Raw genomic sequence first — 25,963 nt, forward strand, 5'->3', positions numbered from 1 at the left:
AACGGACAACGCTCAGGACGCCTCGAACAAGTTCAGCACATCGCTCTTGCCGAACATGGCAGCCGCGGCACGCGCGGACGGGGTTCCGGCATCCGGGTCCGCACCCACGGCGAGCAGGGCCCGCAGGATCTCGGTCTCGCCCTTGAAGACGGCACCGGCCAGCGGTGTCTGGCCCTTGTCGTTGGCCCGATTCGGGTCCGCATCGCGTGCGAGCAGCACCTGGACGACGTCTTGATGACCGTGGTAAGCGGCCAGCATGAGCAGTGTGTCGCCATTGTTGTTGGTGAGGTTCACCGGGACACCGGCATCGAGGTACGCCGTGAGCTGCTCGGCATCGCCGTGCCGAGCTAGATCGAAGATCTTGGTGGCGAGTTCGATCAGGTCCGGGTCCGTCTCGTCATTGCCCATCTGCCAGTACTACCACTCGCGGCACGCCGGAGACGGCAGTTGTCACTGAATGAAATTCGGCCTGTCGCGTCGGTAACAGTTTCATAACTCGCAGATCGGGTAGCCCCTGAACATGACAGTGACGCACAAGCGATTTCACCGGCCCGCCGGTGTCGATCGCGGAACCGCGCTGCTGGCCTCGTTAACCTGCGTGATCTTCGTAGCCGGCATCGCCACCATCACCCGTTCCCTCCCGACCACCGCGGCCGCCGCCGGATGCATCGCGGCCGGACTGGTCGTCACCCTCGGCATCCTTCCGCACAGTCGTTAGCCGATCCACCAGCACGTCGACTCCGCTGCGCGATACGGCGGGCTTAGTGCGTGTGCTGCTGCTCGGCCCCTTCGAGGTCCGCGATGAACGAGGACCAACCGCTCCGGATCGCCGGTATCAAGGTGCGCGCCCAGCTCGCCATAGAACCCCGCCGGGTGGTGCTCGCCGCTGCGATCCAGGGCGGACGCCCGTCGGATAATGGCGCGAATATGTTGCAGGCATTTGTGTCTCGGATCCAGTACGCAGTCGGCTCGGCGCGGGTCGAGGAACTGGCGCCCGGTTATCGGCTGGTCATCGATCCCATCGATGTGGATGTCGTCCGGTTCGGACGCCTGGCCGCAGCCGGGCGGGAATCACCGACCTACTAGCCTGATCCACCCGGCCCGACCATGAACGAGGCACTGCGCCCGCGTGCATCGAGCCGTCCATCGCCCCAGCTCGCGCCGCCATAGGCATCGACTTCGACGGCGTACTCGCCGTCGGCCAATTCGGCTGGCAGTTGCACCGACGCCGACGGCCGTCGGTCCACGAGCTCCAAGTACACCCGTTGAGGCTCGCCACCCAACGCCACCAGAAAGATCCGCGCGTACTCGAACTTCTTGCGGGCAGCCGATGCATTGGCCGCCGACCACGTAATGCCGAGCAACCGGCGCGCGGAATCGGTGAACTCGATGGCGACTCGCAACGTCGCCTCGCCCTCCAGCCCGGTCCGATACCGCACGGCTTCCTCCTTGCGTGCCCGCTACGTCGCATAATCTTCCGAGCCGAGTCGGCGGCGCGTAAATTCCAGCTCACGCGGTTTCCAGTTGATTCATGTATATGAAGGGGTCACCCAAACGAGCCAACTCCGGGCAAACCATCGGACTTCGGGACTATCGGCGCGGCCTGCACAGATGTGATGCGCGTCTCAGGTAGCGTGCGACGACCCACACCGGGTCATGCGAGGCTCGGTCGGCACAGCGAAAGGCGGGCATGATGGGCGGACTCTCGCGCGGCGCGGCCGGTGTTGCGCTGGCGGCGGCGTTTCTGACAGCACCGATAACCTTGGCACCCCAAGCGCATGCGACGATCGCCCCGACCCTGTCGGTGACGGTGAGCGGCTTGTCACTCGGTGCGAACAGTGTTGCGGCGGTCGGCTGTGGGCGGACTGCGCAGGCGACGGTGCAGCGCCCCGACGGCACCCCGGTGCAGAGCGGTGTCGTCGAATTCACGAGCCGCCTGCCCGGCCTCGGCGGAAACATCGTCGGAACCGTGCCGGTCGTCAACGGCACCGCGAGCGTCCTCTGGATTCCCGACGTCGCGGGCCAGCACATCGTCAGCGCCGTCTACTACGACGGTTTGCCCGACTACCAACCGGCAGCCGGATACACCAACGTCACCGCAGTAGACCTCCGCGGCATCTGCGTGTAGTCCGCGCAGGCCCACGCCGCGAAGCGGCCTGAGCACTCATGTTCGACCTTTGCGTGCTGGACGCGGGGGAACGGGGTTGCTCACCGGCCACCATGCTCTGGCAGGTTCGCGTTCAGCCGTATTAGGCCCACAGAGAAGAAGCAGGTCAGACGGCATCTTTCACCAACCGCCCGGCCTGCTTCTCGGAATGATCTCGCCACTGGTGACAAGCCCGTCGCACTCGGCCAAGGGTGCCGACAGCCGCCTTTCAGTCGCTCCCAGAGCGGCGAGGCGCGTACGGGACCGCCAGCCATGTCGGATCTGGCTGGCATGTGCATGACGCGCTCGCAGTGGGTCTCGGATTCGAGACGCCGTGTTGCGAGTTACGGAACCCCAGCCCGGGACTCAGATGACACCAAGTGCAAGCATCGCGTCCGCGACCTGGATGAATCCGGCGATATTCGCGCCGACGACATAGTTGCCAGGGGAACCGTACTCGTCGGCTGTCGCCAGCGACCGGTCGTGGACGCCGCGCATGATCTCGGCGAGACGTGCCTCGGTGTGCTCGAACGACCACGAATCTCGCGACGCATTCTGCTGCATCTCCAATGCACTGGTCGCGACGCCACCCGCGTTCGCGGCCTTACCAGGGGCGAACACGACCCCCGCTTCGGTGAACACCCGCACTGCCTCCGGGGTGCACGGCATATTCGCCCCTTCGGCGACTATCGTGCACCCGTTCTTCGCCAGCACGGCCGCATCACGGCCGTTGAGTTCGTTCTGGGTGGCGCAGGGCAGTGCGATATCGCACGGCACCTCCCACACCGCACTGTCCTCGATGAAACGCGCCGAGGGGCCACGTTCGTCGGCGTAGCAGGAGATCCGATCCCGGCGCCGCTCCTTGATCTCTTTGAGCAACTCCAGGTCGATACCTGCCTCATCGACGATATAGCCGCTGGAGTCGGAACAGGCGATCACCGTGCCACCGAGTTTTTCCACCTTCTCGATCGCATAAATGGCGACATTGCCGGAACCGGAGATGACGACCTTCTTGCCGTCGAAGCTGTCGGCGTTGGCCCGCAGGATCTCGTCGACGAAGAAGACCACACCGTAACCGGTGGCTTCGGTGCGGACTTGCGATCCGCCCCAGGCAATTCCCTTACCGGTGAGCACACCGGATTCGAAGCGGTTGGTGATGCGCTTGTACTGGCCGAACAGGTAGCCGATCTCCCGACCGCTGACACCGATATCTCCCGCCGGGACATCGGTGTGTTCGCCGATATGCCGGTAGAGCTCGGTCATGAACGCCTGGCAGAAACGCATCACCTCACCGTCGGACCGGCCCTTCGGGTCGAAATCGGACCCACCTTTTCCGCCACCGATCGGCATACCGGTCAGTGAATTCTTGAAGGTTTGTTCGAAACCCAGGAATTTGACGATGCCGAGATTCACGCTCGGATGGAAACGCAGCCCGCCTTTGTACGGCCCGAGCGCGGAGTTGAACTCCACCCGGAATCCCCGGTTGATCTGCACCTGGCCCGCATCGTCGACCCAGGCCACCCGGAAGATGATCTGCCGCTCCGGCTCGCACAGGCGTCGCATCACCGCGGCATCGGTATAGTCGGGATGTTTGGCCACCACCGGACCGAGGCTGTCCAGTACTTCGTGTACTGCCTGGTGGAACTCGGTCTCACCGGCATTACGGCGTAAGACCTCGTCGTAGATCTCATGTAGTTTTTCGTGCAGGATGGGCATGAAACGTTCCCTCCATCAATCCAGGGCCGGTCCCGCCCGTGTGGTGCTATCCAGAAGAACCTATCGGTATCTTCGATACGATTTGCAAGCAGGCGTAGTTGTTTGCATCACATCTGACCGGATTTCGCACCATCTGCCCGATTATCGCACGCAAAAGGCCCGGCCTGTGCGGCCTTGGCCCTCGAGTGGGCCTTGCGGGAACTTCCTCGAACCAGCGTCACCGAACGCAACCACAGCTTGGGGGTCCGGGGGCGAAGCCGCTGGGCGGGATGTGGGGGTTGCACCCCCACAAAACACGACGAAACGAGAACGGCTCATGCTCTCCATAAGCATGAGCCGTTCGCTAGTGAAGTGGAGCTGCCGGGAATCGAACCCGGGTCCTCCGCCGCTTCTTCAGGGCTTCTCCGTGTGCAGTTCGCTAGGTCTCTGCTTGGATCTCCGGGTCTCGCGAACAAGCTCGGATGACGATCCCAGTCGCTGTTGGATGTCCCGTCCGGCTCCGCGACCGAGTCGGACGGTAATTCCCTCTAGCTGATGCCAGTACCCGGGTCGAGGGACGAACCCGGACTGACAGAGACGCCTGCTACTTAGGCAGCGAGGGCGTACTCGCGCTGATTGGAATCGGCGCTTAATTGGTTGCAACGACGCTTACGGTGGTCTCTTGCCTGCACCGACACGCTTCCCCTAAATCTGCGTACGCAGTCGAAACCGTTCAGCCCCGTACGTCCCGACACCTTGTCGGGCTAGTCATGTTAACACTCGGCGACGCTTGGGTGCATTCCATTATTTCTGTACCTGATTTCAGGCCTCTGACCTGTGCGGAAACAGTATCGGGTGGACCGCGCCGCGATGTCACTGCCGCACATCCAGCCCCATCAGTCGCTCCTGAATACTGCGCTGAGGACCCCAGCGAACCGATCAGGCCGCCGCGATCACCCCGACCGAGGCGAGCGCCAATGCCATCCCGCTGCTGTCGACCGACCCGTTCACCGAGCAGGCTCATGCCAGCAGGACGGTCGCGGCCGGGTACAGCGCGCCGATCACGCTGACCAGCGAGAGCATCGAACCGTGGAAGGCGTACAGCAGTGCGGCATTCGCGATGGTGTCCAGCCGACCGCGACCATCAGCGCCAGTAGCACAGCGGTCAACGCATGCCTTTGATCCGCCGCCCCAGTTCCCGGGTGACCTCGCGCTCGGCAGTGCGCCTGGCCATATCCTGTCGCTTGTCGTAGTCCTGCTTACCCTTGGCAAGCGCCAATTCGACCTTGACCTTGCCGTCGGAGAAGTACATCGACAGCGGCACCAATGTCTGGTTGCCCTCGCGCGATTTGCCGACCAGCCGTTCGATCTCGCGCTTGTGCAGCAATAGCTTGCGCACCCGACGCGGCGAATGATTGGTCCAGGTGCCGTGGCTGAACTCGGGAATGTGCAGACCCCGCAGCCACACCTCGCCGTTGTCGACGGTCGCGAAGGCGTCCACCAGCGAGGCCTTACCCTCGCGCAGACTCTTGACCTCGGTACCGACCAGCGCGATCCCGGCCTCGTAGATGTCCAGGATCGTGTAGTTGTGCCGCGCCCGGCGGTTGGTCGCGATGACCTTGCGCCCTTTCTCCTTCATAACGGTCAACTTTAAGTGACTCGGCAAACGGTTTATTCCGCGCCTGTTCCACTAGCCGCCCGGCCGGACCGCGAGATACAGCACGAGCACCGCGATGAAGGCCGCGACCAGCAAGACGGTGGCTAGGCGCGGCAAACCGCGCGGACGTGGCGGCGAACGATGGCCGAGCCAGACCGATTCCGCAACAGGGTCGTGCGGGCTGCGCCGATACGGCGGCGGTTCGTCGGGATCGCTCGCCGGGAAGTCGCCGAGGTCGAGCCCGTCGTCGGTGGGGTCGTCACCGGATGCCATAGTGTGCACTTTAGTCGCCGAACGGGTTCAACGCCGAGCAATTCCATTGCGATTCAGGCAAATCGGCGCGCGAACGCCGTGTCGGTACCTCCGGTCGCGAGATCGACCACCGGCCGCTGCTCGGGGGCTCGCACATGAGTAGTACCGGCTCGGCATCCATCAGCGCGGCGAATTCGCGTGGTGTTCGACCTCACTGTTGTTCCCGTAGCAACCGGCCGCCGCCGAGGACCGAGCCGTCGTCATGATTGCTGAGCACCATCAGCCACGGGAAATCCAGTCCCGCATCGGGGTTTTCGAATTTGTCCGCGAAGTGAATATCGGCCGCGCCGTCGGGCCGCTCTCGTAGATATTGTCGCCGAGGCCGAGGGCGAGTGAAAACGGTTGGCGGCGACGGTAATCCCGCATGGCATCGGCACCGGCTCACCGGGTGCGGATGCCCGCATCACCGGTGACGAGCACCCACACAATGCGGTCGGTCGGGAAGTCGAATGTGGTGATGCCGCTCGCGACCGGAACCGCTTCGGCGGGCGACAGTCCGACCAGCGATGCACCGGACGCGGCGGTGACCGCGCCGGCCAGGAACCCACGCCGCCCGATGGGCTGTCCTTCAGGCGTTGCTCACTTCTCCGGCCAGGACTGCGAGTACTCCTGCGCCGTATTTGGCCAATTTGTTCTCACCGATACCGCCGACCGTCCCGAGTTCGGACAGGCTCGTGGGCTTGCATGCGGCGATCTCCCGCAGCGTCGCGTCGTGGAATACGACGTAGGCGGGTACGCCCTGCTCCTTGGCCGTCGCTGCCCGCCATTCCCGCAGCCTCTCGAAAACGGGTACGTCCGAGGGAGCCAGATCGGCAGCCGGGGACTTGCCCTTGGCCGCCTTGGGTGTCCTGGCCGTTTTGACCGCGCGCTCCGGTTCGCGGCGCAGCAGCACTTCCCGACCGTCGAACAACACCTCGTTGCTGGCCTCGGTGAGGATGAGCACGCCGTAGTCGCCGTGCACGGCGAGAAGTCCCTGTGCGAGCAATTGCCTTATGACACCGCGCCATTCGACATCACGCAGATCGGTGCCGATGCCGAAAACCTTCAGCTCGTGGTGATCATGTTGCAGCACTTTGGGATTCGATTTGCCGAGCAAGATATCGACGATATGGCCCGCGCCGAAGCTCTGTCCGCGTTCACGTTTCAGTCGCAGCACCGTGGAGAGCACCTTCTGCGCTGGCACCGTGCCATCCCAGGATTCCGGCACGGTCAGGCAGGTGTCGCAGTTGCCGCACGGCTTTCCCGACTGTCCGAAGTAGGCCAGTAGCTGAGTTCGCCTGCAGGATACCGTTTCACACAGCGCGAGCATCGCGTCCAGATGCAATTGCAGTTGCCTGCGGTGGGTGGCGTCACCGTCGGAGGAGTCGATCATTTTGCGTTGCTGGACCACATCGGCGAGTCCATAGACCATCCATGCGGTCGACGGCAGCCCATCGCGGCCCGCCCGCCCGGTCTCCTGGTAGTAGCCCTCCACCGATTTGGGTAGATCGAGGTGGGCGACGAAGCGCACGTCGGGCTTATCGATACCCATGCCGAAGGCGATGGTCGCGACCACGACGAGGCCGTCCTCTCGCAGGAACCGCGCCTGGTTGGCGGCACGGGTCCGCGAATCCAGACCCGCGTGATACGGAACCGCCTCGACACCGTTCTCGGTGAGGAAGGCCGCGGTCTTCTCCACGGAATTGCGCGACAGACAGTAAACGATGCCCGCATCCCCGGCATGCTCGGTCTTGATGAACTCCAGCAGCTGCCGATCCGGCCGATTCTTGGGTTCGATCCGGTACTGGATATTCGGCCGGTCGAAACTAGCGACGAAACGCCGGGCCGAGCCGAGGTCGAGGCGCTCGATGATCTCGTCGCGGGTCTTCGCGGTCGCGGTCGCGGTGAGCGCGATGCGCGGCACCTCCGGCCAGCGCTCGTGCAGCATCGACAGGGCCAGATAGTCGGGCCGGAAGTCGTGGCCCCACTGGGATACGCAATGTGCCTCGTCGATAGCGAACAACGCCACCTTGCCGCGATTCAGCAGGGCGGCGGTCGACTCCAGGCGCAGCCGCTCGGGCGCGAGATACAGCAGATCCAACTCCCCCGCGACGAACTGCGCCTCGACCATCCGCCGCTCATCGGGAAATTGCGTCGAGTTGAGGAATCCGGCACGCACGCCGAGCGCGCTGAGCGCGTCCACCTGATCCTGCATCAATGCGATCAGCGGTGACACCACCACACCGACGCCCGGTCGTACCAGCGCGGGCACCTGATAGCACAGCGACTTACCGCCGCCGGTCGGCATGAGCACCAGCGCGTCTCCGCCGCCGACCACATGCTCGACGATCTCCCGCTGATCACCGCGGAAGCCGTCATAGCCGAACACGCGGCGTAGAACCTCTTGTGCCGCATCGGATTCGGCGACCGGGGGGCTGTCGGTCACTACAGCCACGGAAACATCGAGGGATACCACGCGGCCCATCCTACGAGCGTGGTCGGACAACGGAACCCCTACATCGGCGCGGCCTCCCAGGCGACCCACCAACTTGCTCACATGTGGACAAAGAATTTCCGCGAGGTCGTCGCACACCACTGACGGCCTCGGACAAGCCATACCGTGCTATATCGTGTGCGAGGCCGTCATGCGGTCTACGTCCGGTCAGTCGCGGACGTAGTAGCGCAGGGTGCCGTAGGCGGTGATCGCGGCGAAGACGATGCCGAGGGGCGCGATGGTCAAGGAGACCAGAGCGATGTCCTCGCCGGTGAGGCGGGGAAAGACGTTGCTGTTGAACAGTGCGCCGAGGCCGCGATTCACTACCAACGGTTGTGCGAGGAACAAACCGAGAACGGCCAGAATCGACCCGGCCAGGGCCGCGACCACGGCTTCCAGTAGGAATGGCAACTGCGTGTACCAGCGCGTCGCACCGACCATCCGCATGATGCCGACTTCCTCGCGTCGGCTGAACGCCGCGATCTGCACCATATTCGCGATCAACAGCAGTGCGGCCAATGCCTGCAATGCCGCTAACCCGAACGCCGCGTTCCGCAGGCCGTCGAACACCCCGACCAGACGGTCCACAGTGTCCTTGTCGTTGAGTACGCTCTGGATTCCGTCCTTTCCGTTGAACGACTCGTAGATCCGCGGATACTGATCGGCATCGGTCATCTTCACGCGCAACGACGCGGGCAGCCGGGTGTCCTTGATCAGGTCCAGCATTTCCGGCTGATCCTTGAAGGTCACCTCGGTGGCTTCCTTCATCGCCTCGTCACTGTTGACGAACTGGACCGAGACCACACCGTCGGTCTTCTTCAGATCCGACATCAGCTGCTGACATGGATTCAGCGAACAGTCCCGATCGTTCGCCGAAACCAGGTCGGTGAGGTAGAGCCGGATCTCGACCCGATCCATGAAGTAGTTCTGGGTCTTATCCGCGATCCGCAGCGCGAGCAGACCGCCGCCGAGCATCGTCAGCGATACCGCGGTGGTCAGGATCATCGCGATGGTCATGGTGACATTGCGACGCAGGCCGGTGACGACCTCGTTGAGCAGGAATCCAGCGCGCATTACCGGCCCACCCCGTAGACGCCGATCGCCTCGTCGCGGATCAGTCGGCCCTGGTGCAGCTCCACTACTCGCTTACGCATCGCGTCGACGATGTGATTGTCGTGTGTGGCCATCACCACGGTGGTACCGATGCGGTTGATCCGCTCCAGCAGCAGCATGATGTCGCCGCTGGTGTCGGGATCAAGATTGCCCGTCGGCTCGTCGGCGAGCAGGACCAGCGGCCGGTTCACAAACGCCCGCGCGATCGCGACACGCTGCTGCTCACCACCGGACAATTCATGCGGCAGCCGATCGGCCTTACCGCCGAGCCCGACCATATCCAGCACCTCGGGCACCGTCCGGTCGATGAACTGGCGCCGCTTGCCGATCACCTCCAGGGCGAACGCCACATTTTCGGCGACGGTCTTCTGCTGCAGCAGCCGGAAGTCCTGGAAGACGCAACCCATGCGCTGACGCAACTTCGGCACCTTCCGCCCGGGGAGCCGGTCGACCTGGAAGTCGGCGACTCGGATCTCGCCCGCGGTCGGGGCCTCCTCTTTGAGCAGCAGTCGCATGAAGGTCGACTTGCCCGAACCGGACGGGCCGATGATGAAGACGAATTCGCCCTTGCTCACATCGACGGTGATGTTGTCCAGCGCGGGTCGCGTCGAGGTCTGATACGACTTGGTCACGTTCCGCATAGCGATCACGGCTAGCCAGTGTAACCAGCAACCGTTTGCGGCCAGTAGCTATAGCATGGTCGACCCGGCCCTATGAGCGACTCGCAGGCAATCGCTATTGGCCGGGCGTAGCCGTATTCACCACTGCGGAAACGATGTTGAATTTCTCGGGCGATGTCGAAGTCGGTTGATCGGGCCTGACGAACAGATACAGCACGAAGGTGGCGATCCATGATGCCATCAGGATCGCCGTGGATCTACGCGGTCTCACTGATTCCCTCCCGGCGCAATGCCGCGGCGACTCGCACCCGCAACTCGCGACCGACCTCGAACTGCTTGCCTGGCAATGTGCGGGCAACCATCCGAATATTCATCTGGTCCACTGTCAGATCTTCGACGCCCATCACGGTGGGCTTGTCGAGCAGCAGCGGCCTCAATCTGCGGTCCTCGTACGCCTTTGTACCGACCTCGTGCAGGATCTCGTTGATCCTCATGATATCGACGCTGGCCGCGACCGGAACATCGATCGCGGCGCGCGCCCAATCCTTCGACAGATTCGTCACTTTGACGATCTGCCCATTGGGCACGGTGATCACCTCACCATCGGCATTGCGCAATGTGGTGATCCGCAGCGTGACGTCCTCGACGGTACCCTCGGCCTGCTCCGCGGATCCGGTGACCGCGATGCGAACCACATCACCAAATCCGTACTGCCGCTCGGTAATCAGGAAAAATCCGGCAAGGATGTCCTGCACGATCCGCTGTGCGCCGAAGCCGAGCGCAGCACCGAGCACCGCCGCGGGCGCGACCAGACCGGTGACCTCGAAACCCAGCCGCCGCAGCACTTCCATGCCGACGAGGACGTATACGACGGTCAGCAGCACCCAGGTGACCACCTGCGCCAGGGCGTGCCGATGTTTGGCCGCCTCGGAGCGCACCAGTGCGTCGCTGCTGCGGAACCCGGCGTCGATCTTGCGGGTGATCCGATCTCGGACAAAGGTGGCGAAGCGGCTGAACAGCACCGCGCCGACGATCAGCAGGACGATCTCTAATCCGGAGGACCGCAGCCAGGTGGTGATGTCGGAGGACGTGGAGAAAGCCTGGGGTACGTCCAACTAGCTCGCCTGCTCTCGCATTCGCCAACGAATTCCGGATTCGATGAAACCATCGATATCGCCGTCGAGCACGGCAGTCGGATTGTTGACTTCGTAGTTGGTGCGCAGATCCTTGACCATCTGATACGGATGCAACACGTAGGAGCGCATCTGATTGCCCCAGGACGCACCCTCATTGGTCTTGAGCGCATCCATCTCGGCGCGCTCCTCCTGCCGCTTGCGCTCTAGCAGCTTTGCCTGCAACACCCGCATCGCCGAAATCTTGTTCTGCAGCTGGGATTTCTCGTTCTGACAGGTGACCACGATGCCGGTTGGGATATGCGTGAGACGCACCGCCGAGTCGGTGGTGTTGACGCTCTGGCCGCCGGGTCCCGACGAACGGTACACGTCGACGCGGACCTCGCCCTCGGGAATTTCGATGTGGTCGGTGGTCTCGACCACGGGTAGCACCTCGACCTCGGCGAAGGAGGTCTGGCGGCGGCCCTGATTGTCGAACGGACTGATCCGAACCAGGCGGTGCGTGCCCATCTCCACCGACAGGGTGCCGTAGGCATACGGCGATTTCACCGCGAACGTCGCGCTCTTGATGCCCGCCTCTTCGGCGTAGGAGGTGTCGTAGACCTCGACGGAGTACTTGTGCCGGTCCGCCCAGCGGATATACATGCGCATCAGCATCTCGGCCCAGTCGGCGGCATCCACACCACCGGCGCCGGAGCGGATATTGACCAGCGCCTCACGCTTGTCGTACTCGCCAGAGAGCAGGGTGCGAACCTCCATGGCCTCCACATCACTGTGCAGCGCGGCCCGCTCGGCATCGGCATCGGCGAGCGCGGCCGCCCTGGCCTCGCCCTCCTCTTCCTCGGCTAGTTCGTACAGCACGGACAGATCGTCGAGACGCTGACGCAGCTCCTCGACCCGACGCAACTCGCTCTGGGCATGCGACAGTTCACTGGTGACCTGCTGCGCGTGCTCCTGGTTGTTCCACAGATCGGGATCGGCGGCCTGGTGCTCGAGCTCATCGATCCGTCGACGCAGCTCCTCGACATCGAGGACCGATTCGACGGTCTTGAGCGTGGCGTCGAGTTCGGCGAGGTCAGCGGAAAGGTCAGGATGCACGATGCTCAAGCCTACTGGGCGCGGTGAAGACGGTGAAACACGCGGTGGTACCTCAGCCGGAGACAGCTCGCAACCCGCGTGGGCGGCGACCGGCCAGGGCGTCGAGGGCGGTGGCGGTGGCATCGTCGGCGGGGAGGTAGACGATGAGCTGCTGGTCGTCGGCGACGGAGAGTTCGAGGGGTTCGTAGGTGAGGCGCAGGTGACCTGCCTCGGGATTGCGAGGTGGGCACTCCTATGCGGCAGCGGGGATGGGTCCGGCGGGACCGGGGGTGGGCGATAGGGTTCGGGGGTGGCTGATTACTCCTCCGATCTGGAACTTGCGCTTCGGTTGGCCGACGAGGCCGATGGGATTACCCGGGGGCGGTTCGGGGCGTTGGATCTGCGGGTCGATGCGAAGCCGGATCTGACGCCGGTCTCGGATGCGGATCTGGCGGTGGAGAAGGCGATACGCCAGGTGCTGGGGCAGGAGCGCCCAGGGGATTCGGTGCTCGGTGAGGAGTTCGGCGGTGACGTCGAGTTCACCGGACGGCAGTGGGTGATCGATCCGATCGATGGCACCAAGAACTTCGTGCGGCGGGTGCCGATTTGGGCGACATTGATCTCGCTGCTCGAGGACGGCGTTCCGGTGGTCGGCGTGGTGAGTGCGCCCGCGTTGACGCGGCGGTGGTGGGCGGCAGCCGGTTCCGGCGCCTGGGCCAGCGTCGATTCCGCTGCGGCGAAACCGATTTCGGTCTCCGCGGTCGGCGAGCTCGGCTCGGCCAGCCTGGCCTTCTCCAGCCTGTCAGGGTGGCGCGAGCGCGGTCTGCGCGAGAAGTTCCTCGACCTCACCGACGCGGTATGGCGAGTCCGTGGCTACGGCGACTTCTTCACATACTGTCTGCTCGCCGAGGGCGCGGTCGATATCGCCACCGAACCCGAAGTCTCCCTGTGGGACCTGGCCGCCCTCGACATCCTCGTCCGCGAAGCCGGCGGCCGCTTCACCTCCCTTGCCGGCACCCCCGGCCCCCACGGCGGCGACGCCATCGCCACCAACTCCCTACTCCACGACGCTGTGCTCACCCACCTGACCTGAGCCTCGAGAATCGCTATCGGTGCGTCCCGACCATGCTCGTGCCGAACAGCGCCCACCCGGCACCGTCTCGAGCGATCCGTACGGAGGTGGCACCGTCCGATGGGTTGCGCATCGGACCGGGCTTGATCAGGCCGGTAATGATCGGGCAGCCTGCACCGGCGGCCGGGTCGATCTGGTAGTCCGCGCCTTGGACGTGATCGGCGACGAAGAGCTGGCCCGCTCGGGTCGCTGCCATATCATCGAGCAGCGCGACCAGATCGGGAGCATTGGCGACCACGGTCGGGTTTATCGAGATCGTCGAGCGGAACCCTTGCCATGCGGCACAACATGACAGCCGCGCTGGAATGTCGCCCGGGACGGACCGGCCGCCCCGGGCGACTCGACTCACGGAACGAACAATGTGGCGATCATATTGACGACCCCGGAGACGAGCTGATCGACAACGCGAAGAACCATGACATCTCCTTTCTAGTACTGGGGGATTCAATCCTTACTAGTACTGCGGGCCTTACTGGTACTGCGGGATTCAGCCTCGCCGGATAGATCCGCCAAGCGCTGTGAATGGCACCTATGTAGATAGGCATCGATCGGTCTTCGTTGCCGACGGGCGCGTGGATGGCTTCAATTCGGATGGTTCAGCTCAGATGTTTCGCCGCGGGCCATATTTCGGCCAGGGATGCTCGCGGTTCGCGGCAGATGAACAGCGGTCGGCCCCGCTCGTCGTTGTCGATGCCGAGGCCGTTGTCGATGTGACCGGCGGGTTCGAAAGCCGCAGCAGCAGTAACGAATCGGCATCGATTGCCGACATCGCGTTGGCCAGTAGCGGAGTCAATACCGGCTGATCCGGGTAGCCCCAATCCAGATGCCGGCCCGCCGCCAGAAAGTACAGCTCGTCCCGGTGGTAGCCGTAGCGCCTGGCGAATGCGGCGAGTAGTGCGGCGAACAGCGCAGCGACGACGGACAGCGGTCGTCCCGCGACTGTGGGCACTCGTCCAGCCTGACACAGTTCGGCAGCGTATGCTGCACCTCGACGCACTTCTTACTCTAAAGTAAGATAGTCTTACTCAGGAGTAAGATAGCTGGGATAAGACCGCACGTACCCACCCGAGAAAACCAGGTGATGATGAGCACTCGAGACAGCGCGACGAAGCGACATCCAGACACGTCCGCGGTCGGCCTGAACCACCCCAAACGGGACTGGATGGGCGCGGCAATGCGGGTGGTGACGACCATCACCGGGTCGGAGCTCGCCGAGAAGTACAACCTGCGCAAGCCGATCGAGCGAGTCACCTACGAGGGCACCAAGTCCGGTTTCCGCACCCTCGGCGCCGCCACTCGCGTATTCGGCAAGGTCGCCGGCGGCGGTGCGCCGAAACGCCTGGCCGACAACGAGTCCAAGAACAAGGACTACTTCGACCTGACCCCGAGCGATGAGCAGCAGATGATCGTCGAGACGGTGAAGGAATTCGCCGCCGAGATTCTGCGCCCGGCCGCCTATGAGGCCGATAACGCCGCCAAGGCCCCGCGCGACCTGCTCGAGCGCGCCGCCGAACTCGGCATCACCGTGATCAATGTGCCCGAGGAGCTGGAAGGCGCGGCGGCCGAGCGCGGCGCGGTCACCAATTCGCTGGTCGCGGAGGCGCTCGCACACGGTGATATGGGGCTGGCGCTGCCGATTCTGGCGCCGAGTGGTGTCGCGATCGCCCTGTCCCAATGGGGTACCAATGCGCAGCAGCAGACCTACCTGCCCGCCTTCACCGGCGAGAATGTGCCGCAGGCCTCGGTCGTGATCAGCGAGCCGCGCGCCCTGTTCGACCCATTCGCGCTGCAGACCAAGGCGACCCGCGTCCCCAGCGGCTACCGCCTCAACGGTGTGAAGAGCCTGGTCCCAGCCGCGGGTGATGCCGAACTATTCATCGTCGCCGCCGAACTCGACGGCCGCCCCGCCCTGTTCATCGTGCCGTCCGACAGCCAGGGGCTGGTCGTTGAGGCCGATCCGAGCATGGGTCTGCGCGCCGCCGGCCTCGGTCGCCTGCTGCTCAACGATGTCGCGGTCGGCACGGACGCCATCCTCGGCGACAGCGATGCTATGACCCGCGCCGAGGAGTACGCCGACGCGGTGCGCCTGGCCCGCCTCGGCTGGGCCTCGCTGGCCATCGGTACCGGACAGGCCGTGCTCGATTACGTGATTCCTTATGTGAACGAGCGCGAGGCATTCGGCGAGCCGATCTCGCACCGCCAGGCGGTCGCGTTCATGGTCGCGAATATGGCAATCGAGCTGGACGGCCTGCGCCTGGTGACCCTGCGGGGTGCCTCGCGCGCGGAGCAGGGACTTTCCTACGCCCGCGAGGCGGCATTGGCCCGCAAACTCGCCACCGACAAGGGCATGCAGATCGGCCTCGACGGCGTGCAGTTGCTCGGCGGCCACGGCTTCACCAAGGAACACCCGGTCGAGCGCTGGTACCGCGATCTGCGGGCCATCGGCGTCGCCGAAGGTGTCGTGCTCGTCTGACCGGCTGGTTCCTTAACTTCCAGGAGACATCACCATGATCAATCTCGAACTCCCCAAGAAGCTGCGGGCCAGCGCCAACCAAGCCCATCAGGTCGCCCAGGAGATCTTCCGGCCGATCTCGCGCAAATACGACCTCGGCGAACACGAGTACCCGGTCGAACTGGACGCCATGGCCGCCATGGTCGAGGGCCTCGCCGACTCCGGCACCCAGAAGATCGGCGGCGCGGCCGGTGGTCGTTCCGATGCGGACTCCCACGCCACCGAACTGCTCGGAAACTCCAACGGCGGCAATATGTCCGCGCTGCTGAACGCGCTGGAGACCTCCTGGGGCGACGTCGGCCTGATGCTATCGATCCCTTACCAGGGGCTGGGCAATGCGGCCATCGCGGCCGTCGCCACCGATGAGCAGCTGAAGCGCTTCGGCAAGGTGTGGGCCTCGATGGCCATCACCGAACCGTCCTTCGGCTCCGACTCGGCCGCCGTCACCACCACCGCCGTACTGGACGGCGATGAGTGGGTGCTCAACGGCGAGAAGATCTTCGTGACCGCGGGCCAGCGCTCCACCCACATCGTGGTGTGGGCCTCGGTCGACCGCAGCCTGGGCCGCGCGGCGATCAAGTCGTTCGTCGTGCCGCGGGACGCTCCCGGACTTTCGGTGGCCCGGCTCGAGCACAAGCTCGGCATCAAGGCCTCCGATACCGCCGTACTGCTGTTGCAGGACTGCCGGATTCCGAAGGACAACATCCTCGGCAGCCCGGAAGTCAATGTGGAGAAGGGTTTTGCCGGGGTCATGCAGACCTTCGACAACACCCGTCCCCTGGTGGCCGCGATGGCGGTCGGTGTCGCGCGGGCGGCGCTGGAGGAGTTGCGGGCCATCCTGAAGGATGCGGGCATCGAGCCGTCCTACGACATCCCGGCCAACAACCAGCCAGCGGCCGCCGCCGAATTCCTGCGGATGGAGGCCGATTACGAGGCCGCGTACCTGCTGTCGCTGCGCGCCGCGTGGATGGCCGACAATAAGAAGCCGAACTCCTTGGAAGCCTCGATGTCCAAGGCCAAGGCGGGCCGCACCAGCACCGACATCACGCTCAAGGCCGTCGAACTCGCGGGCACCATCGGCTACTCCCAGCGCACCCTTCTCGAAAAGTGGGGCCGCGACTCCAAGATCCTCGATATCTTCGAGGGCACCCAGCAGATCCAGCAGCTCATCGTGGCCCGCCGCGTCCTCGGCAAGACGAGCGCCGAGCTGAAATAGCAAGTCGTACAACGGAAACCGGTGTCGAGCCCATTCGAGGGCCGACACCGGTTTTTTGTTCACGTTGTCGCTGTATATCAAGCTCTACCCGTCTCAGGCCGTCATCGGCAAGAGACCACGCAGCCGACACATCATCGACGGTCTGCCGCGCACGCTCGTGGCTGGAGGTCAACAGATGCGTATACACCCGCAGAGTTACTGCCAGAGTCAGATCCAGGCCACAAGGGTCCCGGCGATCTCGGTGTGCCTGTTTTCGGATCCACATCCAGAAGCTAGGTGGTCCAGCGCCTTTTGTTCGGAACCGGTTCCGTGTAGCCGGTCAGTAGGTGCGGGCGCTGCCGGATGTGAGTGCGCTGGTAAGCAGCGCCAGCAGGTAGGTGATCAGGGCGGCGGGATTGGTTTCAGGGTACGTAGGGGGCATGGTCGAATCTCCTGTTCTTGCAACAATATCGAGACTGACTCTGGTAACGCACCACCCGCCGGACAACCCCGATCTTCTGGTGCCCCCCGCTTTCCGGGGGTTCGACAGCACGAAGCCCATTTCGCCCCGCAGCTTGTCGATCTAGGTCGAGTTTCCTCGGCAGGCTCCCGGTAGTGCCACTTGCGGCGCGGTTCGAAAAGGCCACACATCTCTGCGGAAGACGAACAGCCCGAGATCATCTCGGGGCCGCTGTCGTCAGTACGCGCGACGGCGGTCACCGAAATTCATCGCGGTTCGTGACACCCGCCGAAACCGGTGCAGTGCCGCACGGTATCTTGCCTGCTGAGAATCAGCGGACGAATTCCATCGAGCTGTACCAAGAACCCCAACAGGAGACTGGTTATGCACAGGCTGGGTTTGATACGTCGCTTCACCGCCGCGGTCGCGGCCACCACCGCATTCGTTGTCGTCTTCGCGGGTCATGCCGCGGCCGAGCCGACGACGATCGACTGGAGTACGGCCACACAGCAATTGCGCAAGGCCGCCAACGGCAATCCCGCCGCCGAACAGGCCGTGGACCGCCTGCTGACGTCCGGGCAGGTCGCCACCCGGGTGGCAATGCCCGCACAGCCGTTCCAGATCCCGGCGCAATCCGATATCGGGCGCGGAGACGGGCCCGGCGTCTACGGGTCCGGCATCGCGCTCGGCTACGACGGCTTCCGATTCGGGTTCTTCGGCGGACCGGGCATGATCGCACCGAATCAGGCTGGGGCCAGGCTCGAGGTCCTGTGGATCAATCTGTCCAACGGCCGCAGCGGCACCGAGGTGATCTCCGAGCACAACGATGTCGCGGCCGACACCACCATCCGCACCCGCCCGATCAACACCGGTGCCGGTGTCATCGTCGGCGCGGTCTACGGCACCCTGTTGCACCGCTGGCCTGTCCCGGTCAGCGACGCCAACCCGGACGGCTACCAGTACCGACTCGCAACCATCTCGGTCCCGTCCTTCGGGTCGGTCTACAACTGACCATCCGGCATGCGAGCCCGGCACGGATTCCCGTGCCGGGTTTTGCGTCAACGATGCTGGATTACGCCGGTAATTACGTAATTCCGTAGATTGGGCTCATGAGGCTGGAAGAACGACTGGCGGAGCTCGAACACCGACTCGCAGCAATGGAACTCGGTCAGCTCGGCAACGGTCGAGCGAACGGATCCGCTCCGCCGGATGGGTGGGCGCTGCGGCAACTGCGAGCGGAATTCACGGCCGCGGACGAGCGCAATGGCGGGGTGATGTTCGCCGGTTCCGGTCGGCTACCGAGTGCCGAACAGTTCGACTGGCAGGTCCGGTTCAGCACCGATGACATCGTCGCCTACGACTGGGACGATGCCGCCGAATGCCTTGCCGCCCTCGGCAGTCCGGTGCGCCTGCGCATTCTGCGCGAGATCATCCGCGGCAGCCGAACCGCCGCCGAACTCACCGACCTCGACGAGGTGGGCACCTCCGGCCAGATCTACCACCACCTGCGCCAACTGGCGGCAACCGGCTGGCTGCACACCGTGGGCCGCGGCCGCTTCGAAGTACCTCCGAATCGGGTCGTCCCATTGCTGGTCGCGCTGGCAACCGCGCGCCGGTGAGTGTGATGTAGGTCATAGCGCTGATACGGTTGGTGCGACAGAGATAGTGGTTCGAGATCGCTAGGTCGAGTGCCGATGCGAGTTCCTGGTAGAGGTGATCGACGATGAAGTTGGCGCATGCGCTCGAGGTTGTGAAGGCATTCGGGGTACTACGGGCGCGCGGGGTCAGTGATCCCAAGAAGCCGCTGGAAACGTTGCGGACGGCGAAGGAATCGCAGGTCTATGGGCCGCAGGCGACCTTGATCCGGCATTCGGCCCGAGTCGCGCCCGATGCCCCGGGGCTGGTGGACGAGCGCGGCGAACTGACCTACCGGCAACTCGACGAGCAGTCGACCGCGATCGCGCGCGGGTTGCGGCCGGCGAATCTGACCGAGGGTTCCGTGGTCGGTGTGCTGGCCCGCGACCATCGGGGCCTCATCCTGGCCATGGCCGCGGCGGGCAAGCTCGGCGTGCGGGTCGCGCTGATGAATACCGGCTTCGCCAAACCACAGTTCGCCGAGGTCTGCGAGCGCGAGAAGGTCAAGGCCGTCCTGCACGACAGCGAATTCCTCGGCCTGCTCGACGCGCTGCCGCCGAGTCTGCCGCGCTACCTCACCTGGGTCGACGAGGGCACCGAATTGCCCGACGGCGCACAGACTCTCGACGATCTCATCGCCGCCAACTCCCCCGTCGACCTGCCCGCACCGTCCAAGCCGGGCGGGTTCGTCATTCTCACCAGCGGCACCACCGGCCTGCCGAAGGGCGCACCGCGCAGCAAGGTGACCCCGTTGGCCACCGCGCAGATGGTGGACCGAATTCCGTTCCCGGTCCGGGGAACGCAGGTCATCGTGTCGCCGATCTTCCACAGCACCGGCCTGGGCACCTACCTGGTCGCCTCGGCGATGAGCAATAAGGTGGTGGTGCGCCGCCGCTTCGACGCGGAAGCCACGCTGCAGATGGTGGCCGATCACAAGGCCGAAATGCTGGTCGCGGTGCCGACCATGCTGCACCGGATGACCGAATTGGCGCCGGAGATCCGTGCCAAATATGACACCACGTCGCTGAAATGCATTCTGGTGGCGGGTTCGGCGCTGTCGCCGGAATTGTGTGTCAAGGCCACACAGATCTTCGGCCCGGTGCTGTACAACCTCTACGGCTCTACCGAATGCGCCGTCGCCACCGTCGCGAATCCGGACGATCTCGCCATCGCACCCGGCACAGTCGGCCGGGCGCCGATCACCTGCGAGGTCCGGCTCTACGACGAGAACGACAGGCAGGTCAGCGCGATCAACACCACCGCGCGCATTTTCATCCGCAGCGGTGCGCCGTTCGAGGGCTACACCGACGGCAGACATAAGCAGATCATCGACGGCTATATGTCCAGCGGCGATGTCGGCCACTTCGACGAGCACGGCCTGCTGATGGTGGACGGCCGCGATGACGACATGATCGTGTCCGGCGGTGAGAACGTCTTCCCGCAGGAGGTCGAGAACCTGCTGCTGGAGCGGCCGGATGTGTTCGACGCGGCCGTCGTCGGCGTCGACGATGCGGAATTCGGCAAGCGTCTGCGTGCCTTCGTGGTCCCCGAGACCGGTCACTGTCCCGGCAGCGAGGAGATCAAGGCCTACGTCAAGGAGAATCTGGCCCGCTACAAGGTGCCGCGCGAGGTCGTCTTCCTCGACGATCTCCCGCGCAACCCCACCGGGAAACTGCTGCGCCGGGTGCTCGTCGAGTACGAAGTCACGCAGAGATCCGGGCAGCCATTGGACCACTGAGATACATGAAACAGCGAGTTACAGACGCTTGCTACTGTTTGCTGCAGTACTGGATCTCGAAGTTGCGGTCCACACCACCCCCGGTCCCGGTGGGTGGATCACGGAAGGCGTTGTCGAATGTCTCTATCCCTACCTGCGCTGAACGACTCCATCCGGAAAGCGGGCGATTTCGCCCAAGGCGTGAATGTCATGGTCAAGCGGCGCTTGTTCAATCCGCTCCGACCCGATCACGCGGTGCGGTCCGCATTCAATGTGCTCAAGTTCGGCCCGTTCGCCGGTGTCGTCATGCACGCGGCGCAAACCAGACCGGATGCGGCAGCCATCGTCGACGAGCGCGGTGAGGTCAGCTTCGGCCAGCTCGATGAGCAGTCCAGCGCCCTGGCCCGTGGGCTCGAGGCGCAGGGCTTGCAGCCCGGTGATGTGGTCGCGCTGCTGGCGCGCGACCATCGTGGCATGGTGCTGAGCCTGCTCGCGACCGGCAAGCTCGGCGTGCGCACGGTGCTGATGAATACCGGCTTCGCGAAACCGCAGTTCGCCGATGTGGCCGCGCGCGAGAACATCAAGGCCGTACTGCATGACAGCGAATTCCTCGACCTGATGAGCGCGATCCCGGCCGAGATTCCCCGGGTGCTCACCTGGGTGGATGAGAAGGACGATTCCGATCCGTCGGTCCCGACCATCGAATCGCTGATCGAGGGCCGCTCGACCGCACCGGTGCCCCCACCCACCAAGCCCGGCGGCATGGTCATCCTGACCAGTGGCACCACCGGCACGCCGAAGGGTGCGCCGCGCGACCGGGTCAGCCCGTTCGCCTCGGCCCAGTTCCTGGACCGGGTGCCGCTGCCCAATAACGGGACCATGATCATGGCCGCGCCGATCTTCCACGCCACCGGACTTTCCCAGTTCACCTTGGGTCTTGCCCTCGGCAACCGGGTGATCTTCCAGCAGCGCCGGTTCGATCCGGAGAAGACGCTCGCGAATATTCAGCGCTACCAGGCGGATTCGCTGATCGTGGTGCCGACCATGTTGCAGCGCATCCTTGATCTCGGCGACGAGGTGTTGGCCAAGTACGACCCGAGCAGCCTCGAGGTGATCTTCGCCGCGGGTTCGGCCATCGCACCCGATGTTGTCACCCGCACCCTCGACTACTTCGGCGACAGCCTCTACAACCTGTACGGCTCGACCGAATGCGCGGTCATGACCGTCGCGACCCCGGAGGAACTGCGCAAGGCCCCGACCACCGCGGGCAAGGCGCCGGTCGGCATCCGGATCGTGCTGCTGGACAAGAACCACAAGCCGATCACCGAGCCGAGTATCACCGGCACCATCTTCGTGGACAACGGTTTCGCCTTCACCGGCTACACCGACGGCCGCACCAAGGAGATCGTGGACGGCATGATGTCCAGCGGTGACGTCGGGCATTTCGACGCCGAGGGCCTGCTCTACATCGACGGCCGCGACGACGACATGATCGTCTCCGGCGGCGAGAACGTCTTCCCGCTCGAGGTGGAGAACCTGATCGCGGGCCGCGACGATATCTTCGAGGCCGCCGTTGTCGGCATCGATGACCGCGAATTCGGAAAGCGGCTGCGCGCCTTCGTCGTTCCCGGACCGGAGTCCAAGCGCGATGCACAGGAGATCAAGGATTACGTCAAGGCGAATCTGGCGCGGTACAAGGTACCCCGCGAGGTGATCTTCCTCGATGAGCTGCCGCGCAATGCGACCGGGAAGTTGCTGCGCAAGCCGTTGATCGAGATGGAAAGCGACGCGGACTGATTTCCGGCCGGGCCGCAGGTCTTCCATTCGGAAACCCGATGCATCCCATGAATTCTGGCCGCCCGCTCGGGGTGAGAACGGCGGGTAATTCATCAGCTATCATCAGCGCGTGAGTATCGAGTTCGGCCCGGCCGCTGCGGGGCAACGCAGCGCCGTCGCGCGGGTGCGCGGCGCATGTGCCGGCTCGATCTCCGGTGCCATATCCGTTGCGGCACATGGGTGGGCGTCCGCGGGAATGCCGCCGGACAGTTCCTCGCTCGTGCTCCTCGCCGCCGCTTCCGCCGTTGTCGGCGCACTGGTAGCCGGGCTCGCACCGCTGCGCGACACCTCGATCGGGCTGATCTCGGCGCTCGTCGCAGGACAGCTGCTCGGACACGTCACCATGGGCTGGAGTTCAGGGCAGATGCATCACGGCGATGCCCAGCTCACGCCCGGTATGGCTACCGCACACGTCGTCGCTGCTGGGCTCGCGGCGGTGGTTATCCAGGGTGCGGAGGCCACGTATCGGATCGGTTGTGCGGTGCTGTCGCGAGTGCTGCCGATGCGGTATCACCCGCCCGCGATACCCGGGCCGGTGCCACTGCGCCTGACCCACCGCGATCGGGTAGTGCTGCGGATATTCGCCACGGAATCGCTGCGCACGCGCGGTCCGCCGCTGGTGTTCGGTCACTGATATTCATTACCCGGCGCACGGGCCGTGCTCGTGCGTCGTCGTTGCCGTGCAACATCTTTGCGCGGAGCTCTGCTCGCCCGGCGAACGCCGGGATCCGCTGTTCGGCGTAGTCGCGATGACGGGCGTCCAGCGGATTTCGACGAGCACTCGCCGATTACGGACGGCCGACGATCTTCCGGGTTCTTCCGAACTCCAGAAACGAACAATCATGAGTATTACGGACACCAGTCCGCCGGATGCCGAATCATCGGCTCCGACAAAGGAAACGAGGATACGGTCGCGCAACGGCGGCTATCCCCTCGTGATGCGGTTGCATTTCTATGCGGGCATCTTCGTCGCACCGTTCGTTCTGATCGCCGCGGTCACGGGAGCGCTCTACGCCATTTCCCCGACCTTGGAATCGATTACCTCGCACGACCTGTTGACGGTCGAGGCGAATGGCGGAATGCGGCCGCTGTCCGAACAGGTCACCGCGGCCGTCGCCACCCAGCCGAATCTGCAGCCGGTCGCGGTAGCGCCGGCCCCTGGAGCCGATGACACCACCCGCGTGCTGTTCGACGACCCGTCCCTCGGTGAGTCCGAACGGCGTGCGGTCTTCGTGAATCCGTATACCGCGCAGCCGGTCGGCAGCGATGTGGTCTACGGCAGTTCGGGTGCGCTCCCGATGCGCACGTGGATCGATCGCCTGCACCGGGATCTGCACCTGGGCGAACCGGGTCGCATATACAGCGAGCTCGCGGCGTCGTGGCTGTGGGTCGTGGCGCTGGCCGGTCTCATGCTGTGGATCCGTCGGGTGCGTGGGCGGCGCAACCGCAACTCCGCAGCCTGGCTGCTGGCACCGGATGGTTCCTGGCAGGGACGCGGTCGTTCGATGAATTGGCATGGTGCCGTTGGCGTTTGGATCATGCCGGTGATCCTGATGATGGCGGCGACCGGGATGACCTGGTCGACCTATGCGGGCGAGAACATCACCGAACTGCGCGAACAGCTCAGCTGGACCACACCCGCGGTGAGCACCGCACTGCCCGGGGCGACCACGCCGGAACACTCCGGGGGCGAACACCATGGTGGCAGCGATCGTGCGCCCGCGCCGGTCGACATCCCGACCCGGATCGCGCAGCTCGACGGGGTTTATGCGGCAGCCCGCGCCAATGGCATTACCCAGGGCTCGGAAATCGCCATTCCGGCCAAGCCCGGTGTCGCATTCGCGGTGAAGGAACGGCGCATGTCCGGCACCTACACCGTCGATGCGGTCGCCGTCGACGGCGCGACCGGCAGGGTCACCGACAAGCTCGCCTACGCCGACTGGCCGATCATGGCCAAGCTCTCCAACTGGGGCATCCAATTCCACATGGGCCTGATGTTCGGGCTGCTCAACCAGTTGCTGCTGCTCGTGGTGATGATCGGACTGATCATCGTGCTCGTGCTCGGCTACCTGATGTGGTGGCAGCGGCGGCCGACCCGTGGTGCTTCGCGGTTCGCCGTCGGACGCGCACCACGTCGCGGTGCATTGCGCCAGACCTCACTGTGGCTGGCGGTGCCGATGGTGGCGGCCGCGCTGGTTGTCGGCTGGTTCGTGCCGCTGGTCGGGCTGAGCCTGCTCGCGTTTCTCGTCGTCGACGTCATCGTCGGCCTGGTGACACGCAAGCGCGCCACGGCCTAGTTGCCAATTGAAACCGCCGGGGCGTGAGGGGCTCCGGCGCTTACCAATTCGCCCCAACGAACGTCAAAGGTATGGCCGTTGTATCGCCATGCCCCGAAAAGACAGGATTCACCAATCTCATGAAGATCAATAAGTTCGCCCTCGCCGCCGCGTGCATGGCGACCGCGATGGGGATTGCCGCCGGTGCGAGCTCTGCCGAACCGATCGAGGCCGCCGCCCCGATCAACTTCACCGCCCAGGCCACCGACACCCAGTCGATCATCACCACCGATTCCGGATCGATGGTCGTCGAGGACGGCGCGCTGAAGATCAAGGCCGCCAACGGAACAACCGTGGCGGGCACCCCGCTCACCTTCCGCGTCGACGACTTCGAATTCCCGCTCGCGGCCGAAATCGCCGATAACACCGCAACTCTCACGCCACAGTTCGATATCGCACATGCGACCTATAAGCCGGCCGCACTGCCGTATGAGGACAAGGCCCCCTGGAAGACCGAATACGATCGCGAACAAGCCGCCTGGTCCCGCATGACCAGCACCATCAGCATGGGCGCTACCATCGGCACCTTGGTCGGCGGCATCGGCGGCGGCGCCATCGGCTGCGTGCTCGGCGGTATCGCGGGTGCGACGGTCGCCTCGGCCACCATCGTCGGCCTCTTCGGTCCGTTCATTCCCGCCGCCGCCATCGGCTGCCTCGGCGGCATCGTCGCTGTCGGTGCACTAGGCGTACTAGCGGGCCAGATCCTCGTGACCGCCCCGGTCGCGATCGGCGCCTCGATCCAATACCTCACCACCGTCAATTCGCCTTTCCAGGGGAAGTAATCCGACCTGCGAGAACAGATGAATTTCTGTCGTGATCGCCAGATTTTCGATCTGTGATTCCAGTCGCATCAGGCCCTGGTTTCGGTGCAGCTCAGGCTGTTCCGGCACCAGGGCCTTCGGTGTCGACGGAGG

At 64.5% G+C, this 25,963-nt stretch carries 26 protein-coding genes and 1 other RNA gene; 14 read left to right on the top strand and 13 right to left on the bottom strand.

Going from position 1 to position 25,963, the window contains the following annotated elements:
- Positions 1-12: 12 nt before the first annotated feature.
- Positions 13-408 (bottom strand): ankyrin repeat domain-containing protein, encoded by a 396-nt coding sequence (locus tag AB0L63_RS31015; protein ID WP_364508162.1) that lies wholly within the window; start codon positions 406-408, stop codon positions 13-15.
- 112 nt (positions 409-520) lie between these two features.
- On the opposite strand from AB0L63_RS31015, the gene AB0L63_RS31020 reads away from it, so the two are divergent.
- Both AB0L63_RS31020 and AB0L63_RS31025 read left to right on the top strand, forming a co-directional pair.
- Positions 521-718, top strand: coding sequence for a hypothetical protein (locus AB0L63_RS31020; RefSeq protein ID WP_364508165.1), 198 nt, complete (start codon positions 521-523; stop codon positions 716-718).
- A gap of 83 nt (positions 719-801) precedes the next feature.
- Positions 802-1,086 (top strand): hypothetical protein, encoded by a 285-nt coding sequence (locus tag AB0L63_RS31025; RefSeq protein WP_364508168.1) that lies wholly within the window; start codon positions 802-804, stop codon positions 1,084-1,086.
- Here AB0L63_RS31025 and AB0L63_RS31030 read toward each other — a convergent pair.
- Positions 1,083-1,439 carry a hypothetical protein gene (locus AB0L63_RS31030; protein ID WP_364508170.1) on the bottom strand — a complete coding sequence of 119 codons (357 nt, stop codon included), beginning with the start codon at positions 1,437-1,439 and terminating at the stop codon, positions 1,083-1,085. The genes AB0L63_RS31025 and AB0L63_RS31030 overlap by 4 nt on opposite strands.
- 254 nt (positions 1,440-1,693) lie before the next feature.
- Between AB0L63_RS31030 and AB0L63_RS31035 the strand changes: the two genes are divergently transcribed.
- Positions 1,694-2,128, top strand: a complete 435-nt coding sequence (locus tag AB0L63_RS31035; protein WP_364508172.1) for a hypothetical protein — start codon at positions 1,694-1,696, stop codon at positions 2,126-2,128.
- Positions 2,129-2,512: 384 nt separating this feature from the next.
- Here AB0L63_RS31035 and gdhA read toward each other — a convergent pair whose 3' ends face one another.
- The 9 genes from gdhA to prfB form a co-directional block, all read right to left on the bottom strand.
- A complete protein-coding gene (gene gdhA / locus AB0L63_RS31040; RefSeq protein WP_364508173.1) occupies positions 2,513-3,862 on the bottom strand; it encodes an NADP-specific glutamate dehydrogenase in 1,350 nt (449 codons plus the stop codon).
- A 349-nt stretch (positions 3,863-4,211) separates the two neighbouring features.
- Positions 4,212-4,582, bottom strand: a transfer-messenger RNA (tmRNA) gene (gene ssrA, locus AB0L63_RS31045).
- A gap of 424 nt (positions 4,583-5,006) precedes the next feature.
- On the bottom strand, positions 5,007-5,480 hold the full coding sequence (gene smpB / locus AB0L63_RS31050) for an SsrA-binding protein SmpB (RefSeq protein WP_364508176.1): 474 nt from the start codon (positions 5,478-5,480) through the stop codon (positions 5,007-5,009).
- A 51-nt stretch (positions 5,481-5,531) separates the two neighbouring features.
- Complete coding sequence (locus AB0L63_RS31055; protein WP_364508179.1) at positions 5,532-5,771, bottom strand: hypothetical protein; 240 nt, start codon at positions 5,769-5,771, stop codon at positions 5,532-5,534.
- A gap of 607 nt (positions 5,772-6,378) precedes the next feature.
- The gene (recQ, locus tag AB0L63_RS31060) at positions 6,379-8,244 is read right to left on the bottom strand and encodes a DNA helicase RecQ (protein WP_364508182.1); all 1,866 of its coding nucleotides are present in this window, start codon (positions 8,242-8,244) and stop codon (positions 6,379-6,381) included.
- 207 nt (positions 8,245-8,451) lie between these two features.
- Positions 8,452-9,357, bottom strand: coding sequence for a permease-like cell division protein FtsX (gene ftsX / locus AB0L63_RS31065; protein ID WP_364508185.1), 906 nt, complete (start codon positions 9,355-9,357; stop codon positions 8,452-8,454).
- Positions 9,357-10,046, bottom strand: coding sequence for a cell division ATP-binding protein FtsE (gene ftsE / locus AB0L63_RS31070; RefSeq protein WP_364508188.1), 690 nt, complete (start codon positions 10,044-10,046; stop codon positions 9,357-9,359). Before ftsE ends, ftsX begins: the two co-directional genes overlap by 1 nt.
- A gap of 227 nt (positions 10,047-10,273) precedes the next feature.
- A complete protein-coding gene (locus AB0L63_RS31075) occupies positions 10,274-11,131 on the bottom strand; it encodes a mechanosensitive ion channel family protein (RefSeq protein ID WP_364508190.1) in 858 nt (285 codons plus the stop codon).
- Complete coding sequence (gene prfB / locus AB0L63_RS31080; RefSeq protein WP_364508193.1) at positions 11,132-12,247, bottom strand: peptide chain release factor 2; 1,116 nt, start codon at positions 12,245-12,247, stop codon at positions 11,132-11,134.
- Between the two features lies 1 nt (position 12,248).
- Here prfB and AB0L63_RS31085 point away from each other — a divergent pair, with 1 nt between their 5' ends.
- Together AB0L63_RS31085 and hisN are read left to right on the top strand one after the other, a co-directional pair.
- Positions 12,249-12,527 (top strand): hypothetical protein, encoded by a 279-nt coding sequence (locus tag AB0L63_RS31085; RefSeq protein ID WP_364508196.1) that lies wholly within the window; start codon positions 12,249-12,251, stop codon positions 12,525-12,527.
- 9 nt (positions 12,528-12,536) lie between these two features.
- Entirely contained in the window at positions 12,537-13,319 is a 783-nt protein-coding gene (hisN, locus tag AB0L63_RS31090; RefSeq protein WP_364508199.1) for a histidinol-phosphatase, read from the top strand.
- Positions 13,320-13,332: 13 nt separating this feature from the next.
- Here the strand turns inward: hisN and AB0L63_RS31095 are convergent, their stop codons facing one another.
- Positions 13,333-13,596 (bottom strand): hypothetical protein, encoded by a 264-nt coding sequence (locus AB0L63_RS31095; protein WP_364508202.1) that lies wholly within the window; start codon positions 13,594-13,596, stop codon positions 13,333-13,335.
- Between the two features lie 363 nt (positions 13,597-13,959).
- Positions 13,960-14,307: a hypothetical protein gene (locus tag AB0L63_RS31100; protein ID WP_364508205.1), complete on the bottom strand. Its 348-nt coding sequence runs from the start codon at positions 14,305-14,307 to the stop codon at positions 13,960-13,962.
- A gap of 132 nt (positions 14,308-14,439) precedes the next feature.
- Here AB0L63_RS31100 and AB0L63_RS31105 point away from each other — a divergent pair, with 132 nt between their 5' ends.
- From AB0L63_RS31105 to AB0L63_RS31145, 9 genes are all read left to right on the top strand, one after another.
- Positions 14,440-15,831 (top strand): acyl-CoA dehydrogenase family protein, encoded by a 1,392-nt coding sequence (locus AB0L63_RS31105; protein ID WP_364508208.1) that lies wholly within the window; start codon positions 14,440-14,442, stop codon positions 15,829-15,831.
- A gap of 34 nt (positions 15,832-15,865) precedes the next feature.
- Positions 15,866-17,086 (top strand): acyl-CoA dehydrogenase family protein, encoded by a 1,221-nt coding sequence (locus tag AB0L63_RS31110; protein WP_364508212.1) that lies wholly within the window; start codon positions 15,866-15,868, stop codon positions 17,084-17,086.
- 823 nt (positions 17,087-17,909) lie between these two features.
- Positions 17,910-18,536, top strand: coding sequence for a hypothetical protein (locus tag AB0L63_RS31115; RefSeq protein WP_364508214.1), 627 nt, complete (start codon positions 17,910-17,912; stop codon positions 18,534-18,536).
- A 98-nt stretch (positions 18,537-18,634) separates the two neighbouring features.
- Positions 18,635-19,144 (top strand): winged helix-turn-helix domain-containing protein, encoded by a 510-nt coding sequence (locus AB0L63_RS31120; RefSeq protein ID WP_364508216.1) that lies wholly within the window; start codon positions 18,635-18,637, stop codon positions 19,142-19,144.
- Positions 19,145-19,248: 104 nt separating this feature from the next.
- A complete protein-coding gene (locus AB0L63_RS31125) occupies positions 19,249-20,898 on the top strand; it encodes an acyl-CoA synthetase (protein WP_364508218.1) in 1,650 nt (549 codons plus the stop codon).
- Positions 20,899-21,015: 117 nt separating this feature from the next.
- Complete coding sequence (locus AB0L63_RS31130) at positions 21,016-22,674, top strand: acyl-CoA synthetase (RefSeq protein ID WP_364508220.1); 1,659 nt, start codon at positions 21,016-21,018, stop codon at positions 22,672-22,674.
- 109 nt (positions 22,675-22,783) lie between these two features.
- Positions 22,784-23,347, top strand: a complete 564-nt coding sequence (locus AB0L63_RS31135) for a hypothetical protein (RefSeq protein WP_364508223.1) — start codon at positions 22,784-22,786, stop codon at positions 23,345-23,347.
- Positions 23,348-23,555: 208 nt separating this feature from the next.
- A complete protein-coding gene (locus AB0L63_RS31140; RefSeq protein ID WP_364508227.1) occupies positions 23,556-25,010 on the top strand; it encodes a PepSY domain-containing protein in 1,455 nt (484 codons plus the stop codon).
- Between the two features lie 119 nt (positions 25,011-25,129).
- A complete protein-coding gene (locus AB0L63_RS31145) occupies positions 25,130-25,831 on the top strand; it encodes a hypothetical protein (RefSeq protein WP_364508229.1) in 702 nt (233 codons plus the stop codon).
- Positions 25,832-25,963: the final 132 nt, after the last annotated feature.

It is taken from the genome of Nocardia sp. NPDC051990 (genome assembly GCF_040680755.1).
GTDB lineage: Bacteria > Actinomycetota > Actinomycetes > Mycobacteriales > Mycobacteriaceae > Nocardia.